17 protein-coding genes are annotated in these 15283 nt (G+C 68.0%); 5 read left to right on the forward strand and 12 right to left on the reverse strand.

What is annotated here, in order from left to right:
* Positions 1-2 precede the first annotated feature (2 nt).
* A complete protein-coding gene (locus ACSQ86_RS19370) occupies positions 3-1133 on the forward strand; it encodes an HPP family protein (RefSeq protein ID WP_093109883.1) in 1131 nt (376 codons plus the stop codon).
* A gap of 5 nt (positions 1134-1138) precedes the next feature.
* Here the strand turns inward: ACSQ86_RS19370 and ACSQ86_RS19375 are convergent, their stop codons facing one another.
* The 3 genes from ACSQ86_RS19375 to ACSQ86_RS19385 are packed head-to-tail and all read right to left on the reverse strand — an operon-like array spanning position 1139 to position 4265.
* Entirely contained in the window at positions 1139-2116 is a 978-nt protein-coding gene (locus ACSQ86_RS19375) for a tripartite tricarboxylate transporter substrate binding protein (RefSeq protein WP_436309458.1), read from the reverse strand.
* Positions 2117-2146: 30 nt separating this feature from the next.
* Entirely contained in the window at positions 2147-3301 is a 1155-nt protein-coding gene (locus ACSQ86_RS19380) for a CaiB/BaiF CoA transferase family protein (RefSeq protein ID WP_093109885.1), read from the reverse strand.
* Between the two features lie 13 nt (positions 3302-3314).
* Complete coding sequence (locus ACSQ86_RS19385; RefSeq protein WP_093109886.1) at positions 3315-4265, reverse strand: hydroxymethylglutaryl-CoA lyase; 951 nt, start codon at positions 4263-4265, stop codon at positions 3315-3317.
* A 118-nt stretch (positions 4266-4383) separates the two neighbouring features.
* Between ACSQ86_RS19385 and ACSQ86_RS19390 the strand changes: the two genes are divergently transcribed.
* Positions 4384-5307: a LysR family transcriptional regulator gene (locus ACSQ86_RS19390; protein WP_436304704.1), complete on the forward strand. Its 924-nt coding sequence runs from the start codon at positions 4384-4386 to the stop codon at positions 5305-5307.
* Here ACSQ86_RS19390 and ACSQ86_RS19395 read toward each other — a convergent pair.
* Positions 5291-6220 (reverse strand): LysR family transcriptional regulator, encoded by a 930-nt coding sequence (locus ACSQ86_RS19395; RefSeq protein ID WP_436304705.1) that lies wholly within the window; start codon positions 6218-6220, stop codon positions 5291-5293. The genes ACSQ86_RS19390 and ACSQ86_RS19395 overlap by 17 nt on opposite strands.
* Positions 6221-6320: 100 nt before the next feature.
* Between ACSQ86_RS19395 and ACSQ86_RS19400 the strand changes: the two genes are divergently transcribed.
* The 3 genes from ACSQ86_RS19400 to ACSQ86_RS19410 all read left to right on the forward strand — a co-directional run bounded on the left by ACSQ86_RS19400 (position 6321) and on the right by ACSQ86_RS19410 (position 8604).
* A complete protein-coding gene (locus ACSQ86_RS19400; protein WP_436309459.1) occupies positions 6321-7211 on the forward strand; it encodes an MBL fold metallo-hydrolase in 891 nt (296 codons plus the stop codon).
* Positions 7212-7287: 76 nt separating this feature from the next.
* Entirely contained in the window at positions 7288-7944 is a 657-nt protein-coding gene (locus tag ACSQ86_RS19405; RefSeq protein ID WP_436309460.1) for a DsbA family protein, read from the forward strand.
* 42 nt (positions 7945-7986) lie between these two features.
* Complete coding sequence (locus ACSQ86_RS19410) at positions 7987-8604, forward strand: NAD(P)-dependent oxidoreductase (protein ID WP_436304708.1); 618 nt, start codon at positions 7987-7989, stop codon at positions 8602-8604.
* A gap of 109 nt (positions 8605-8713) precedes the next feature.
* On the opposite strand, the gene ACSQ86_RS19415 is transcribed toward ACSQ86_RS19410, so the two are convergent.
* From ACSQ86_RS19415 to ACSQ86_RS19450, 8 genes are all read right to left on the reverse strand, one after another.
* The gene (locus ACSQ86_RS19415; protein ID WP_093109892.1) at positions 8714-9112 is read right to left on the reverse strand and encodes an SRPBCC family protein; all 399 of its coding nucleotides are present in this window, start codon (positions 9110-9112) and stop codon (positions 8714-8716) included.
* A gap of 138 nt (positions 9113-9250) precedes the next feature.
* Positions 9251-9649: a nuclear transport factor 2 family protein gene (locus tag ACSQ86_RS19420; protein ID WP_436304709.1), complete on the reverse strand. Its 399-nt coding sequence runs from the start codon at positions 9647-9649 to the stop codon at positions 9251-9253.
* A 26-nt stretch (positions 9650-9675) separates the two neighbouring features.
* A complete protein-coding gene (locus ACSQ86_RS19425; RefSeq protein WP_436291062.1) occupies positions 9676-10521 on the reverse strand; it encodes a helix-turn-helix domain-containing protein in 846 nt (281 codons plus the stop codon).
* Between the two features lie 29 nt (positions 10522-10550).
* Complete coding sequence (locus ACSQ86_RS19430; protein ID WP_436291061.1) at positions 10551-11255, reverse strand: ABC transporter ATP-binding protein; 705 nt, start codon at positions 11253-11255, stop codon at positions 10551-10553.
* Positions 11248-12006, reverse strand: a complete 759-nt coding sequence (locus ACSQ86_RS19435) for an ABC transporter ATP-binding protein (RefSeq protein ID WP_436304710.1) — start codon at positions 12004-12006, stop codon at positions 11248-11250. Before ACSQ86_RS19435 ends, ACSQ86_RS19430 begins: the two co-directional genes overlap by 8 nt.
* Complete coding sequence (locus ACSQ86_RS19440; RefSeq protein ID WP_093109897.1) at positions 12003-12974, reverse strand: branched-chain amino acid ABC transporter permease; 972 nt, start codon at positions 12972-12974, stop codon at positions 12003-12005. Before ACSQ86_RS19440 ends, ACSQ86_RS19435 begins: the two co-directional genes overlap by 4 nt.
* Positions 12974-13846: a branched-chain amino acid ABC transporter permease gene (locus tag ACSQ86_RS19445; protein WP_093109898.1), complete on the reverse strand. Its 873-nt coding sequence runs from the start codon at positions 13844-13846 to the stop codon at positions 12974-12976. The genes ACSQ86_RS19440 and ACSQ86_RS19445 overlap by 1 nt, the downstream gene beginning before the upstream one ends.
* Positions 13847-13957: 111 nt before the next feature.
* A complete protein-coding gene (locus tag ACSQ86_RS19450; protein ID WP_436304711.1) occupies positions 13958-15130 on the reverse strand; it encodes an ABC transporter substrate-binding protein in 1173 nt (390 codons plus the stop codon).
* Between the last annotated feature and the right edge of the window lie 153 nt (positions 15131-15283).

Consider the following 15283-nt stretch of genomic DNA (forward strand, 5'->3'; position numbering starts at 1 on the left):
CGATGCGCTGGGACGATTTGCGGACTTTCGCGCGCGCCTGGCTGCCGGCGCGCACCAACGTCAACGCACGCGAAAGGCTGCGCGCCGTCGCCGGCGCGGGGCTGGGGCTTCTGCTCACGGCGCTGCTCTCCCAGATGACAGGCTCTTCCATCGACAGCCGCTGGCTGGTCGCCCCGCTGGGCGCCAGCGCAGTGCTGGTGTTCGCGCTGCCGGCCAGTCCGCTGGCCCAACCCTGGTCCGTGATCGCCGGCAACACGTTCTCGGCGCTCGTCGGCGTGGCCTGCGCACGCTGGATGCCGGACCCGGTGTGGGCCAGCGCACTCGCGCCCGCGCTGGCCATCGCGCTGATGTTCGCGATGCGCTGCCTGCACCCGCCCGGCGGCGCGGTGGCGCTGTTCGCCGTGCTGAGCCACACGACGCATTTCCCTTTCTCGCTCTATCCGGTGCTGGCCAACTCCGTGCTGCTGGTGCTCGCCGGCGTGCTCTACAACAGCCTGACCGGCCGGCGCTACCCGCATGTGCAGCTCGCGCCGCGCGAACCCAAGGCCGATGCGCGCTTCAGCTCGGCCGACATCGATGCGGTGCTCGCGCGCTACAACCAGGTGCTCGACATCAGCCGCGACGACCTCGAATCGCTGATCCGGCAGACCGAGCTCGAGTCGTACAAGCGCCGCCTCGGCACCGTGCGCTGCGCCGACATCATGTCGCGCGACCCAGTGATCGCCGAGTTCGGCACGCCGCTGCAGGAGGCATGGTCCTTGATGCAGCAGCGGCGCATCAAGGCGCTGCCGGTGATCGACCGCACGCGCCGCGTGGTCGGCATCGTGACGCAGGCCGACTTCTTCCGCCACATCGACCTGGAGCATCACGAGGGGCTGGGCGGACGGCTGCGCGATTTCGTCCGCGCGACGCGAACCGTGATGTCGAGCAAGCCCGAGGTGGTCGGCCAGATCATGACGCGGCAGGTGCGCGTGGCGAGCGAGGAGCGGCCGATGGTCGAACTGGTGCCGCTCTTCTCCGAGGGCGGCCACCACCATATCCCGATCATTGATGGTGAAAGGCGGCTCACCGGCATGATCACGCAGTCCGATTTCGTGCGCGCGCTGTACCGCGCCGTCGGCCCGGAAAGCTGAGCCGGCTACTCCAGCGTCACGTTGGCCTTCTTCACGAGCGCAGCGTACCTGGCGGCCTCGCTGCGGAAGTACTTCGCGGCCTCTTCCGGCGTGCTCGGCTTGATGATGTTGCCCTGCTTGGCCATCGCCTCCTGCACCTCGGCGCTGGAGAATGCGGCCACCACCGCATCGTGCGCGCGCTTCACTTCCGCCGCCGGCAGCTTGGCCGGTCCGATCAGCGCGAACCAGCCTTCGACGCTGTAGTTGGGCAGCCCCTGCTCGGCAATCGTCGGGATGTCAGGCGCGGCCGGCGAGCGCGCGGGCCCGCACAGGCCGATCGCGCGCAAGGCGCCGCTCTTGATGTGCTGCTGCACCGCCGGCAGCGCGACCACGCCGATCTCGACCTGGCCCGCGATCATGTCGGTCACCATCGGGCCGGTGCCCTTGTAGGGGATGTGACGCGCCTTGACGCCGGCCTCGTCCATGAACATCTCGCCGGCCAGGTGAATGATGGTGCCGTTGCCCGAGGACGCGTAGTTGTAGCCGTCGGGCTTGGCCTTGAGCAGCGCGACCAGTTCCCTCACGTTCTTCGCCGGCACCTTCGGGTTCACCAGCAGCACCAGCGGCGTCGCGCCGACCACGCTGATGGGCGTGATGTCGTTGATGGCGTCGAAGGGCATCTTCTTGTAGACGCTCGGGTTGATCACGTGGTTGTTCGACACCATGCCGAGCGTCTGGCCATCGGGCGCGGCCTTGACGACGACCGAGGCGCCGGTGATGCCGCCGGCGCCCGGCAGGTTCTCGATCACCACCGGCTGGCCGAAGGCCTTGCCGAGCGCCGGTGCGGCGGCGCGCGCAATGGTGTCCACGCCCGAGCCGGCGCTGATCGGCAGGATGATGCGCACCGGCTTGTCGGCGCCTTGGGCGAATGCGGGAAGCGCCGCGGCCGCCAGCGCGGAAGCGCCAAGGCCGAGCACCGTGCGGCGCGAAAGGGTGGGGTTCATCTTTTGTCTCCTTGGTCTCGAAAACCTATGTCAGGCAGCTTCGCGTGCCGCCAGTTGCGACAGCACCTCCTCAGTGTGCTCGCCCACGCGCGCCAGCGCTTGCCGCACGCCGGGGCGCCGGCCGCCCATCAGGAGCGGCAGCAACACCACCTCGGTCATGCCGCCATCGTCGCACTCCATCGGCACCAGGCCGCCGCTGGCCTTGAGGTGCGGATCGTCCATCAGCTGGTCGGGCCGCACGATCGGCGCGTAGGGAATGCCGGCTTCCTCGAGCTTGGGCGCCAGTTCCTCGACGCGATGCCGCGCGAGGATCTCGCCCAGCCGCTTCAGGAGCGCCGGCCGCACCGCGACGCGCAACGCGTTGTTGGCCAGTGCCGGATCTTGCGCCAGTTCAGGCGCATCGATCACGCGGCACAAGGTCAGGAACTGCTTGTCGCTCACCGCGCCGATGAAGAGCTGTTCGCCTTCGGCCAGCGTGAAGACGTCATAGACGCTCCAGGCCGACACGCGCGAGGGCATCGGCGGCGGCGGCTCGCCGGTCATCGCGAACTGCTGCATGTGCTGCGAGGAGAGGAACACGCAGTTCTCGAACAGGGCGCTCTGCACCTCCTGCCCCCTGCCGGTGCGCTCGCGCTCGCGCAGCGCGGCCAGCACGCCGATCGCGCCGAACATCCCGCCCATGATGTCGTTGACCGAGGTGCCGGCGCGCAGCGGCCGGCCTTCGGGGCCGGTCATGTAGGAGAGTCCGCCCATCATCTGCACCACCTCGTCGAGCGCCAGGCGGTTCTCGTAAGGCCCGGGCAGGAAGCCCTTGTGCGTGACGTAGATCAGGCGCGGGCATTTCGCCGAGAGCGTCTGGTAGTCCAGGCCGAGCTTGCTCATCAGCCCCGGGCGGAAGTTCTCCAGCACCACGTCGCATTGGCCGATCAGCTCGGTTGCGGTCGCCCGGCCTTCTTCCGTCGTGATGTCGAGCACCACGCTCTTCTTGTTGCGATTGAAGGAGCGGAAGAAGCCGATGCCCAGACCCGGCAGCTTGCGCGTCTTGTCGCCGCCGGGTGGCTCGATCTTGATCACCTCGGCGCCGAGGTCGGCCAGGATCATGCCGCAGGTCGGGCCCATCACCATGTGCGTGAACTCGACGACGCGGACGCCGGCGAGCGGGAGCTTGTTGTCTTCAGCGTTCATGAGGGGCTTTCGGTCAGGCGAGCGCGGTTTCGGTGGCAAAGGTCTTGGGCAGACCGGCGCGCCAGAGCGTGCCGTGCAGCGTCTCGCCGCCGAGCCACTCGGCCACGCGCTGGCGCAGCGCGAGCAGCTCGTCGATGTCGACCCCGGTGGCGATGCCCATGCTGCCCAGCATGTAGGCCAGGTCCTCGGTCGAAACATTGCCGCTGGCGCCCGGCGCATGCGGGCAGCCGCCGATGCCGGCCAGGCAGGCATCGAAGCGCGCGACGCCGACTTCGAGCGCCGCATAGACGTTGGCCAGGCCCAGGCCGCGCGTGTCGTGGAAGTGGCCGCACCAGAAGCGATCGCCCGCGATCTTCAAGGCCTCCTCGAACAGCTCGCGCACCATGGCCGGATCGGCATAGCCGACCGTGTCGGCCAGGCTCACGCGGTCGGCCCCGGCATCGAGCAGGGCCTGCATGAGGCGCAGCACCTCGCGCTTCTCGACCAGGCCCTGGATCGTGCAGCCGAAGGCCGTGCCTACGCCGCCTTCGATCAGCGTCTTCGAGCCGGCCGCGTCGCGCGCCGCGCGGATGCGGGCGACTTCCGCCACCACTTCGTCGGGCGTCTTGCGCAGGTTGGCAAGGCTGTGGGCATGGCTGGCCGACAGCGGCACGATCATCAGGTCGGCCTGGCCGGCAATGGCGCCCTCGGCGCCGCGCAGGTTGGGCACCAGCACCGAGACGAAGAGGCCCGGCAGCGTCTTCGCGAACGCGAGCAGTTCGGCCGTGTCGGCCAGTTGCGGCAGGAGCCTCGCCGGCACGAAGGAGCCGACCTCGATCTCGCGCTGGCCGGCGGCATGCGCCGCGCGGATCCATTCGCGCTTGTGCTCGGTGGGCAGGATGGTCGCGATGCTCTGCAGGCCGTCGCGCAGGCCGACTTCGCGAATGACGGCGGCGCGCGGCAGCCGCGGGTTGGGCATTGGCATGAGTTCTTGTCTCCAGGCGCATCGGCACGGGCGCCGATGTGATGCGTGGACTTTAGACATTCCGTATTGCTTGCAAAAGCGGTAATCTGGAACGCCCAACATTCCGAACTGGAACTTCATGCGCGACCTGGACCTCACCAGCCTGCGCCTCTTCGTCGCGGTCTGCGAAACCCGCAACATCGCCCGCGCCGGCGAGCAGCAGCACATCGTGGCCTCGGCGATCAGCAAGCGCCTGGCGCAGCTCGAGGACGTCGTGGGCGAGACGCTCTTCGAGCGCCGCCGCCGCGGCGTGACGCCGACCGCCGCCGGCGAGATCCTGCTGGAACACGCGCGTGCCATGCTCGCGAGCGCCGACCGGGTGGCGCGCGACATGGCCGACCATGGCCGCGGCGTGAAGGGACAGGTGCGCCTGCTGGCCAGCATGTCCTCGATCGCCGAGTTCCTGCCCGACGACATCGCGGACTTCCTCCAGACGCCGGCGCACCACGACATCCGCGTCGACATCGAAGAAGCCTTGAGCCGCGACTTGGTGCGCGCGTTGCGCGAAGGCTCGGCGCCGGTGGGCGTGTGCTGGGATGCGGCGGATCTCGAAGGGCTGCAGGCCTGGCCCTACCGGCGCGACCGGCTGGCCATCGTTGCGCATCCTTCGCACGCCATCGCGCGCCGGCGGCGCTGCAGCTTCGAAGAGACGCTGGCGTTCGATCACGTGGGCCTGCCCGCCTCCACCGCGGTCCACACCATGCTGGCGCGGGCGGCCGCGATCATCGGCCGGCCGCTCAGCTACCGCGCGGCGGTGTCGACCTTCGACGCGGCGCTGCGCTGCGTGCGCGCGAACCTCGGCATCGCCGTGGTGCCGCGCGAGGTGATCGATCCGCTCGCGGCCAGCTTCGGCCTGCGCGTGGTGCCGCTCTCCGACGCCTGGGCCGAGCGCCGCTTCGCGATCTGCTTTCGCAGCGAGGCCAACCTGTCGCCCGCCGCCAAGCTGCTGGTTGCGCATCTGCGCGACCGCGCCGCGGCGTCTGCGCTCAACGCTTCTTCCTGAGCATCGCGCCCGCGGCCGGCGGCCAGTAGCGCGCGTCGGCAAAGCGCGCCGCCAGAAAGTCGAGCATCGCGCGCAGCGCGGCCGGCATCTGGCGGCGTGAGCTGTAGACGCCGTAGACCCCCATCGTCTGGGGCCGCCAGTCGGGCAGGAGCGCGACCAGCCGGCCGCTTGCGATCAGCGGCGCGGCCGAGTACTCCGGCTGCATCGCGATGCCCGCGCCTTCGAGCACCGCCGTCAGCAGCACCGACGATTCGTTGGCGCTGAGATTGCCGCCCACCGGCACCGCGATCTGCCGGCCCTTGTGCTCGAACTGCCACAGGCTCTTGCCGAAGTACGAATAGGTCAGGCAGTTGTGAAGGGCAAGCTCCTGCGGCGCGCGCGGCGTGCCGTGCTCGGCAAGGTAGGCCGGCGTCGCGCACACCACCGAGCCGCAGCTTCCCAGCGGCCGCGCGATCAGGTTGGGATCGAGGTCGTTCGTGATGCGGATCGCGAGGTCGATGCGCTCTTCCACCAGGTTGACGGTGCGGTCGCTGATGTGCAGGTCGATGGCTGTTTGCGGATGGCGGCGCAGGAAGTCCGCCACGGCCGCGGCCAGCACGTCCTGCGCGATCGACTGGGCGCAGGTCAGGCGCAGCAGGCCTTGCGGCACATCGGCCTGCGCATCCACGGCAACCTGCATCTGCTCGGCGACCTCGAGCATCTGCCGGCAACGCGACAGGGTCTGCTCGCCTGCGGAAGTGAGGCTGATCCGCCGCGTCGTGCGATGCAGAAGGCGCGCGCCAGCCCATGTTTCCATGTGCGCGAGGTAGCGCGTGACCATGGCGCGCGACATGTCGAGCGCCTCGGCCGTGGCCGTCATGCTGGCGCGCTCGGCGACGTTCACGAACACTTTGGCGGCGGTGATGCGGTCCATGATTTGATCGATTCAAGCAACAAACATTTGCATCGTATGCGGTTTTTTGATCGGATTAAGAAACATAAGATTTCGTCCATTCCCACCCATCAGGCGCCACATGATTCGCAGAACCCTCCTCGCCGCAGGCATGGCCTCGCTCGCAGCCGTTCACACCCTGCCGGCCTCGGCCGCCGAAGCTGCATTGCAGCTCGAGGTCTACAACCCGGGCGACAAGGCCATCTTCCCGGTGTCCTCGGAAATCGTGAGCGGCCGCAACGAGGCCGTGCTGATCGACGCGCAGTTCCAGCGCAACGACGCCGAAGCCCTGGTGCAGAAGATCAAGGCCGGCGGCAAGAAGCTCAGCACCGTCTACATCAGCCACAGCGACCCCGACTTCTACTTCGGCCTGGACGTGATCAAGGCCGCCTTTCCCGACGCGAAGATCGTGGCCACGCCGCAAACGGTGGCGGCGATCAAGGCCTCGATGGACGGCAAGCTCGCGTACTGGACGCCGATCCTCAAGGACAACGCGCCCAAGGCGCTGGTGCTGCCCGAGCCGCTGGAAAGCGACACCATCCTGCTCGAAGGCCGCAAGCTCGAAGTGAAGGGCCTCCAGGGCCCGAGCCCGGCGCGCAGCTACGTCTGGATTCCTTCGCAGAAGACCGTGGCCGGCGGCGTGCCCGTGTTCCACAACACCCATGTGTGGGTGGCCGACACGCAGACGCCGGCCTCGCGCCAGGCCTGGCGCAAGACGCTCGACAGCATTGCAGCGCTCAAGCCCGTGACCGTGGTGCCGGGCCACTACCTGGGCGATGCGCCGAAGGGGCTGCAGGCCGTGAAGTTCACCGCCGGCTACCTGGAGACCTTCGAGCGCGAAGCCGCGAAGGCCAAGGATTCGGCAGAGCTCATCGCCGCCATGAAGAAGCACTACCCCGGCCTGGGTCAGCAGTCGTCGCTCGAGCTGAGCGCCAAGGTCATCAAGGGCGAGATGAAGTGGCCGGCGCAATGAGCCGCCGGGCCGTTCCCAAGGCGAATACCGTAGCGCGCAGCGCTTCGGGCCGCTTCAAAAACCAAGAGGTTGCCTTATGAGCGACAGCCCCATCCTGCACTACCTGTTCGACCCGCTGTGCGGCTGGTGCTACGCGGCCGCGCCGATGGTCCAAGCGGCACGCACGGTGCCGGGCCTCGCGATCGCGCTGCACGGCGGCGGCATGATGACCGGCGCCAACCGCCGGCCGATCACGCCCCAGTGGCGCGACTACGTGATGCCGCACGACCGGCGCATCGCGCAACTCACGGGCCAGCCCTTCGGCGAGGCCTACTTCGAAGGGCTGCTGCGCGACACCACGGCGGTGATGGATTCCGAACCGCCGACCACAGCCATCCTCGCGGCCGAAGCGCTCGGCGGCCGCGGGCTCGATCTGCTCCAGCGCCTGCAGCGTGCCCACTACGTCGAGGGGCGCCGCATCGCCGACACGGCGGTGCTGCATGAACTCGCGATCGACATCGAGCTCGACGGCGACGCGTTTGCGGCCCTGTTCGCACAACAGGCGGGCGAAGGCACCCGGCAACACATCGCCGACAGCCGTGCGCTGCTGGCACGCGTCGCCGGCGGCGGCTTTCCGACCTTCGCGCTGGCGCGCGGCGACGGCCGCCTCGAACGCATCGACGCCAGCGCGTGGCTGGGCCGGCCCGAGGCCTGGCGAGAGCAGCTGGCGCAGATGACGCAGCAAGCAGCCTGAGCCCTCGACTTTTTCCGTTTTCGTTCAACCAGGAGTCATTTCATGAGCAACATCGCCATCCTCGGCATCACGGGCCGCGCCGGCTCGCGCATCGCTACCGAACTGCTGCAACGCGACCACACCGTCACCGGCATCGCGCGCAACACCGCGAAGGCCGAAGCCAAAGCGGGCCTCAGCCTCCAGCAGGCCGACGCCACGCAGCTCGACGCGCTAGTGCCGCTGCTGCGCGGCCACGACGCCGTGATCAGCTCAACCCACTTTGCGGGCGGCATCGATGCAGCAAGCGCCATCGCTGCCGCGAAGAAGGCCGGCGTGCCGCGCCTGCTGGTGGTCGGCGGCGCCGGCAGCCTCGAAGTAGCGCCCGGCAAGGCGCTGGTGGACACGCCCGAATTTCCCGCCATCTACAAGACGGAAGCGCTGGCGGGCCGTGCGTTTCTCGAGGCACTGCGCGCCGAAAAGGAGCTGGACTGGACCTTCATCTCGCCCTCCGCGTTCTTCGAGCCCGGCGAGCGCACCGGCAGCTACCGCCTCGGCGGCAACCAGTTGCTGGCCGACGCCAACGGCAAGAGCTGGATCTCGATGGAGGACTACGCGATCGCGATGGCCGACGAGATCGAAAATCCGGAGCATCCGCGTCAGCGGTTCACCGTGGGGTATTGACTAACCCCCAGGCTTGCTCGCTTCGCGTAGCCGCCAACCCCCTTCCAGGGGGCGCCGCCTGCGGCCCGGCGAAGCCGGTTCCGCGGCGGCTCCCGATGGGAGCGCGCCGCTAAGCCTCCAGCGTCATCTTCATGACGCGCATGCCCTCGTCGATCATCGCGCCGATCGCGCCTGCCGCCTCGTGCGGCAGCAGATCGGCGATCCAGACCATCCGGCTGCGCTGGTCGCCCTCGGCGAACACCTGCATCGATGCGTTGTAGTGCGTGAGCTGGCCGCCGGTCGCCGACCACGCCAGCCGGCGCGCGGCATCGTCGAGATCGACGATCGCCTCCCGCACCACCAGGCCGTTGCCGAAGGTGACGATGCGGGCCTCGCCCTTGCTCTCGAGCCGGCAGTCGGTCACGAAGCCCGGCACCAGGCGGTGGTGAATTTCGCCGATGTCGCGCACGACTTCCCAGATCTGCTCGGCGCTCGCCGCGACCTGTATTTCGCGTCGAATGGATGCCATGGACGTTCTCCTTTCAGTTGCATGCGAAGGATGTCTCATTCCAGAAACACCGCGGAACCGGCTCCGCCGGGCCGCTGGTGTTGCCCCCGGTGAGGGGGGTTGGCGGCCACACGAAGTGGGCAAGCCTGGGGGTGAGCCTCACCTCAGCAGTTGATCGACCAGGCGCTGGTCTTCGTCGTAGATCCAGCACTCGGCGAGCCGACCGTCGCGCACGCTGTATCGCAGCAGCCGCTCCAGCACATGCGTCGCGCCGTCGCGCTCGAACTGCTCGACCGCGACGATCACCCCGAAGTGCTCGCCCGCGAGCACGTCGCGGATGGACACAAGCCGCCGGTTCGTCTTCTCCTTCACCTGCTTGAGCAAGGCCAGGCAGGCCGCCTTGCCCTGGTGAACGCCAGCCAGCGGCCCGCCGCCGAAATAGTGGAAGACCACCTCGTCGTGGTAGCAGTCGAATATGGTCTTCAGATCGTTGGCCGCCCAGGCGTCTGCGTAGCGCCTGACAACCTCGCGCACCGCGCTTTCGGATGACGAGCTCATGAATCCTCCAGACGGATGAACCGATCCTAGGCGTGCAGGGCCAGGCGTTCTTGGAAAATCTTGCGGTCGCCGCGCGCCGCCTGCCTGAAGCGCCGCGGCGACACGCCGGCCGCGCGATGAAAGCTGCGCACGAAGTTCGAGAGATCGCTGAAGCCGACGTCGAGCGCCACCTCCGTGACCGGCCGCGCGCCCGTTGCCAGAAGTTGCGCGGCATGCCGAAGGCGCGTGCGCACCAGGTACTGGTGCGGCGTGACGCCGAGCACGCGCGAGAACAGGCGCAGGAAATGGAAGGAACTGAGGCCGACCTGCTGCGCTGCCTGGTCGAGATCGATCGCTTCGTGCGAGCGGGCCTCCAGCCAGAGCGCCGCCTCGACCGCCCGGCGCCGGTCGAGGGCAGTCACTTGAATCGCGCCGGGCTCGCGTTCACCGGCGAGTGCGACGAAGCGCGCGGTGAACAGCAGCGCGACCTCGTCGAGCCCGAGGTCGTTGCCGCCCTCGATCGCCGCCTGCGCCAGCTCTCCCAGCACCATCAGTTCAGGCAGCGGCGGCAAGCCGACGGTGCGCCAGATGCCGCGGCGTGAACCGATCTCGTCCATCAATTCCGGCGACAGATGAAAGGACAGGCACTCGTCGCCGCGCTGGTGGTGCTCGTGGGTGCAGACGTACTCGTCGCCCGAGCGGCCGACCAGCACCGAGCCGGCGACCATGTCGAACAAGCGGCCGCCGCAGCGGTAGCCGAAGCTGCCCTTGCGCACATACGAGACCGAGTTGTTGCAATGCAGTTCGGCAAACACCAGGTCGGATGGACCCGCGTCGCAGCGGTAGTCGATGACCGAGATCGAACCTTGGTGAAGCGCCTTCGTCGTGACCATGATCGAGCCAGTGTAGGCCCGATCATTGTTCAGCGCGCGACGCCCAGCAGCCGCTCCAGCACCTCGGGCTGCGTTCGCAGCGTGGCCGCGCGATCGGCATGCACCACCGTGCCGTGGTCGAGCACCACCGCCTCGTCGGAGATCGCGAGGATGGCCTGCGGATGCTGCTCGACGATGATCGCCGCCAGCCCTTCGTCCTGCGTGATGCGGCGGATCGCGCGCAGCAGCTCTTCGACGATGATCGGCGCCAGGCCTTCCAGGGGCTCGTCGAGCAGCAACAGCCGCGGGTTGACCACCAGCGCGCGCCCCACCGCCAGCATCTGCTGTTCGCCGCCCGACAGCTGCGTGCCGAGATTGCTCTTGCGCTCGGCCAGGCGCGGGAACATCTCGTAGACGCGTTGCGGGTTCCACTTGCCTGGTCGCTCGACTGCGCTCAGGTTCTCGTGCACCGTGAGCGACTTGAAGATATTGCGCTCCTGCGGCACCCAGCCGATGCCGGCCGCCGCGCGCTGGTGTGGCGAGAGCTTGTGCAGCGCCACGCCGCCGAGCGCGATGCTGCCGCCATGCTGGCGCGTCGCACCGGCCAGCGTATTGATCAGCGTGGTCTTGCCGGTGCCGTTGCGGCCCAGGAGCGCCAGGGTCTGGCCTTCGCCGAGGGTGAGCGCGATGTCGTGCAGGACCACGGCTTCGCCGTAGCCGGCACTGAGCTTCTCGATGCGCAGCAGCTCAGACATGGACAGCCCCCTGACCCAGATAGACCTCCTTGACCTTCGGATCGTTCGCGATCGTGTCGGGGTCACCCTCGGTGAGCAAGGCTCCGTTGACCAGCACCGTCATGCGGTCGGCAAAACTGAACACCAGGTCCATGTCGTGCTCGATCAGCAGCACCGACACGTCGGCCGGCAAGGCCGCCACGGTCTGCAGCAGCTCCTCGCGCTCGCCGGCCGGCACGCCGGCCACCGGCTCGTCGAGTAGCAGCACGCGCGGTTCGCAGGCCAGCGCGATCGCGATCTCGAGCAGGCGGCGCTTGCCGTAGGCCAGCTGCCGCGTCTGCTGCTGCGCAACGTCACCCAGATGAAACTGCTCCAGCAGCTGCGCAGCCCGCTCCGACACCCTGGACGAAGAGCCCAGCGGCCGCCACCACTGCGCGGCCAGCCCGGCCTGCTGCGAGATCACGAGCGCCAGCGTTTCCAGCGGCGTCATCGAGTCGAAGAGCTGGTTGATCTGGAAGGTGCGCACCATGCCGCGCGCCACGCGACGGTGCGGCGCCAGGCGCGTGATGTCCTCGCCCTCGAGCACGATGCGGCCGGCCGTGGGCGTGAGCACGCCCGTCAAGAGGTTGATCAGCGTGGTCTTGCCGGCGCCGTTGGGGCCAATCAGCGCGTGGCGCGCGCCGCGCTTCAGGTTCAGCGTCACGTTGTCGGTGGCCGTGATGCCGCCGAAGCGCATCACGAGGCCGGTGGCCGAGAGAACGATGTCGTTCATGGCTTGGCACTCCGGCGCGCGCCGAACCAGGTCCAGGGCTTCAACAAGCGGTCGCGTCCTACCAGCACCAGCAGCACCAGGATCAGCCCGATCCAGAACATCCAGTACTGCGGCGTCACCGCCGAGAGCCAGTTCTGCAGCAGCTTGAACACGATCGCACCCGTCACGCCGCCATAGAGCCAGCCGACGCCGCCGATCACCAGCATCAGCAGCACGTCGGCCGAGCGGTCGAAGGCCAGCACGTCGAGCGAGGCGAAGCCGGTGGTCTGCGCGAGCAGCGCACCCGCGGCGCCGGCGACCGCGGCGGCCACGGTATAGATCACCGCGATGCGCGAGATGACCGGAACGCCGATCGCCATCGCGCGCAGGCGGTTGTCGCGAATGGCCTTCAGCGTGGCACCGAAGGGCGAATGCACGATCCGCCGCATCAGCAGGAACAAGACCCCCATCACGGCCAGCGAGTACCAGGCCGCCGTGCGGCCGTAGAGATCGAACTCGAACAGTCCCAGCACCGGCCCCATCACCACGCCCTGCAGGCCGTCGGCGCCGCCGGTCAGCCAGTCGAGCTTGTTCGCAAGCTCGAGCAGCAGCAGCGCGGTGCCGAGCGTGACCATGAGCCGCGTGAGATCGCTGCCGCGCAAGATCGTGATGCTCGCCAGCGCGCCCAGCGCGGCGCAGAGCAGCACCGCAACGACCAGGCCCACCGTCGGATCGGGCATCACGAGCTTGGCGAACAGCGCGGCCGTGTAGGCGCCGAAACCGAAGAAGGCCGCATGCCCCAGCGAGACGATGCCGGTGTAGCCCAGGATCAGGTCGAGCGACATCGCGAACAACGCGACGATCGCGATCTCGTTGATCAGCAGCGCGTGCGACGGAAAAATACCCGGCAGCACGAAGGCCACGGCCCAGACCGCGAACTCCCACGGCCGCCAGCGCGCCTTCTGCACAAGAGACTTCTGGAAATCCATCACTTCCCTCCCCTGCGCGTGAACAGGCCCTGCGGCCGCCACATCAGGATCAGGATCATCAGCAGATAGACCGTGAAGGCGCCCATCTTCGGAATGAAATACTTGCCCGCCACGTCGGCAATGCCAAGCAGCAGCGCGGCCAGCAAGGGGCCAGTGATCGACGAGGTGCCGCCGACCGAGACCACGATCAGGAAATAGATCATGTACTTGAGCGGGAAGGTCGGGTCCATGCCGAGAATCTCGGCGCCGAGCGCGCCGCCCAGGCCCGCGAGCCCCGAGCCGACCGCGAAGGTCAAGAGGAACACCACGTTGACGTTGATGCCGAGCCCGGCCGCCACGCGCGGATCGTCCACCGCCGCGCGCAGCCGGCTGCCGAAGCGCGTCTTCGACAGGATGAGCTGCAGCACCACGGTGAGCACCGCGCACACGGCGATGATGAAGAGCCGGTAGTGCCCCATGCCCAGCAGCCACGGATCGGCCCCGATCTCGGTGCGGCCGCGCAGCCATTCGGGCAGGTGGATGTTCTGCTGCGAGGAGCCGACGAAGTAGTCGATGGCCGCCACCGCCATGAAGGCCAGGCCGATCGAAAACAGCACCTGGTCCAGGTGCGGCTTGCCGTACATCGGCCGGTAGAGCGTGCGTTCGAGCAGCGCGCCCGCCAGGCCGACGACGATGAAGGCAAGCGGCAGGCATGCCAGGAAGGGCAGGCCCAGCTTCTGCATCGCGAACACCGTGAGATAGCCGCCGGCCATCGCGAAGGCGCCGTGCGCGAGGTTGATGAAGTTCATCAGGCCCAGCGTCACGGCCAGGCCGACCGCGAGCACGAACAGCAGCATGCCGTAGGCGATGCCGTCGAAGAGGATGGTCAACATATCAAGCGGTCAAGCTGGGTAGCAACCGTTCGGGCTGAGCCTGTCGAAGCCTTCGACAAGCTCAGGCCGAACGGGGATCGGCCGAACGGTGGTGGACCGAACGGCGATTCATCACTTCGCCTTCCCTGGATCCTTCACCGCCTTGATCACGTCGAACTCCACGTTGTAGAGCTGTCCGTCCTTCTTCTCGACCTTGCGCAGATACACGTCCTGCACGATGTCGCGCGTCTGCGCGTCGATCAGCACCTGGCCGCGCGGGCTCTCGAAGATCTGGCCCTTCATCGCGGCGAGCAGCGCATCGCCGCCGCCCTGGCCCTTGGTGGTCTTGAGCGCCTCGTAGATCACGCGCATGCCGTCATAGCCGCCCATGGCCATGAAGTTGGGACGCATGTTCTTGTTGGCCTTCTGGAAGGCCTCGACGTACTTCTTGTTGAGCGCCGAGGGGTGCGCGGCCGAATAATGGTGCGTGGTGACCACGCCCAGCGCGCCCTCGCCCATGTCGTTGAGCTGGTCGTCGTCGGTCACGTCGCCGGTGGCGATCATCTTGATGCCGGCCTTGTCCATGCCGCGCTCGATGAACTGCTTCATCACCGCCGCGCCGGCACCCGAGGGCACGAAGACGAACAACGCATCGGGCTTGGCATCGCGCACCTTCTGCAGGAAAGGCGCGAAGTCGGGGTTGCGCAGCGGCACGCGCAGCGAATCGATCACCTTGCCGCCGTTGAGCTGGAAGCGCTCCTTGAAGTACTTCTCGGCGTCGTTGCCCGGGCCGTAGTCGGTGACCAGCGTGACGACCGACTTGATACCGTTCTTCGGTGCCCAGTCGCCCATCGCGACCGAGACCTGCGGCAGCGTGAAGCTGGTGCGCACGATGTAGGGCGAGGCCTCGGTGATGCTCGAGGTGGCCGCCGCCATCACCACCATCGGCGTCTTCGACTGGGTGGCGATGGGCGCGGTGGCCATGGCCGAGGGCGTGATGCCGAAGCCGGCCAGCACGTTGACCTTGTCGTTCACCACCAGTTCCTGCGCGAGGCGCTTGGTCACGTCGGGAAGGCTGGTGTCGTCCTTGACGATGAGCTCGATCTTCTTGCCCGCCACAGTGTCGCCGTTTTGCGCCATGTAGAGCCGGGCCGCGGCCTCGATCTGGCGGCCGGTGGTGGCCTGCTGGCCCGTCATCGGCAGCACCAGGCCGATCTTGAAAGTGTTGCCCTGGGCCTGGGCCAGCGGCATGGCCAGCGCAATGGCCGCAAGGCTCGCGGCCTGGACGAGGTGGCGACGTTGCATGGAAGTCTCCTTTTTGCTGAAAGCGGAATGCTGGCTATTGTGAACAAACGAAACTGCGATCGCGCCGAGGCAAACACCTAGCGCTGCGCTGGGGCTGCATGTTTCTGCGCGATTAGCCAACGGGGCGCGCGATGATCGCGCAAAGCCTTTCGG

The organism is Variovorax sp. LjRoot130, from assembly GCF_964253755.1.
Lineage (GTDB): Bacteria > Pseudomonadota > Gammaproteobacteria > Burkholderiales > Burkholderiaceae_C > Variovorax.

Excerpts from the sequence above, each read along its gene's own strand:
- ACSQ86_RS19370 (WP_093109883.1), top strand. The coding sequence starts at position 3 with ATGCGCTGGGACGATTTGCGGACTTTCGCGCGCGCCTGGCTGCCGGCG.
- ACSQ86_RS19410 (WP_436304708.1), top strand. The coding sequence starts at position 7,987 with ATGAGCAACATCGCCATCCTCGGCATCACGGGCCGCGCCGGCTCGCGC.
- ACSQ86_RS19440 (WP_093109897.1), bottom strand. The coding sequence starts at position 12,974 with ATGGATTTCCAGAAGTCTCTTGTGCAGAAGGCGCGCTGGCGGCCGTGG.
- ACSQ86_RS19445 (WP_093109898.1), bottom strand. The coding sequence starts at position 13,846 with ATGTTGACCATCCTCTTCGACGGCATCGCCTACGGCATGCTGCTGTTC.
- ACSQ86_RS19420 (WP_436304709.1), bottom strand. The coding sequence starts at position 9,649 with ATGAGCTCGTCATCCGAAAGCGCGGTGCGCGAGGTTGTCAGGCGCTAC.
- ACSQ86_RS19380 (WP_093109885.1), bottom strand. The coding sequence starts at position 3,301 with ATGAACGCTGAAGACAACAAGCTCCCGCTCGCCGGCGTCCGCGTCGTC.
- ACSQ86_RS19415 (WP_093109892.1), bottom strand. The coding sequence starts at position 9,112 with ATGGCATCCATTCGACGCGAAATACAGGTCGCGGCGAGCGCCGAGCAG.
- ACSQ86_RS19400 (WP_436309459.1), top strand. The coding sequence starts at position 6,321 with ATGATTCGCAGAACCCTCCTCGCCGCAGGCATGGCCTCGCTCGCAGCC.
- ACSQ86_RS19385 (WP_093109886.1), bottom strand. The coding sequence starts at position 4,265 with ATGCCAATGCCCAACCCGCGGCTGCCGCGCGCCGCCGTCATTCGCGAA.
- ACSQ86_RS19390 (WP_436304704.1), top strand. The coding sequence starts at position 4,384 with ATGCGCGACCTGGACCTCACCAGCCTGCGCCTCTTCGTCGCGGTCTGC.
- ACSQ86_RS19425 (WP_436291062.1), bottom strand. The coding sequence starts at position 10,521 with ATGGTCACGACGAAGGCGCTTCACCAAGGTTCGATCTCGGTCATCGAC.
- ACSQ86_RS19405 (WP_436309460.1), top strand. The coding sequence starts at position 7,288 with ATGAGCGACAGCCCCATCCTGCACTACCTGTTCGACCCGCTGTGCGGC.
- ACSQ86_RS19395 (WP_436304705.1), bottom strand. The coding sequence starts at position 6,220 with ATGGACCGCATCACCGCCGCCAAAGTGTTCGTGAACGTCGCCGAGCGC.
- ACSQ86_RS19375 (WP_436309458.1), bottom strand. The coding sequence starts at position 2,116 with ATGAACCCCACCCTTTCGCGCCGCACGGTGCTCGGCCTTGGCGCTTCC.
- ACSQ86_RS19435 (WP_436304710.1), bottom strand. The coding sequence starts at position 12,006 with ATGAACGACATCGTTCTCTCGGCCACCGGCCTCGTGATGCGCTTCGGC.
- ACSQ86_RS19450 (WP_436304711.1), bottom strand. The coding sequence starts at position 15,130 with ATGCAACGTCGCCACCTCGTCCAGGCCGCGAGCCTTGCGGCCATTGCG.
- ACSQ86_RS19430 (WP_436291061.1), bottom strand. The coding sequence starts at position 11,255 with ATGTCTGAGCTGCTGCGCATCGAGAAGCTCAGTGCCGGCTACGGCGAA.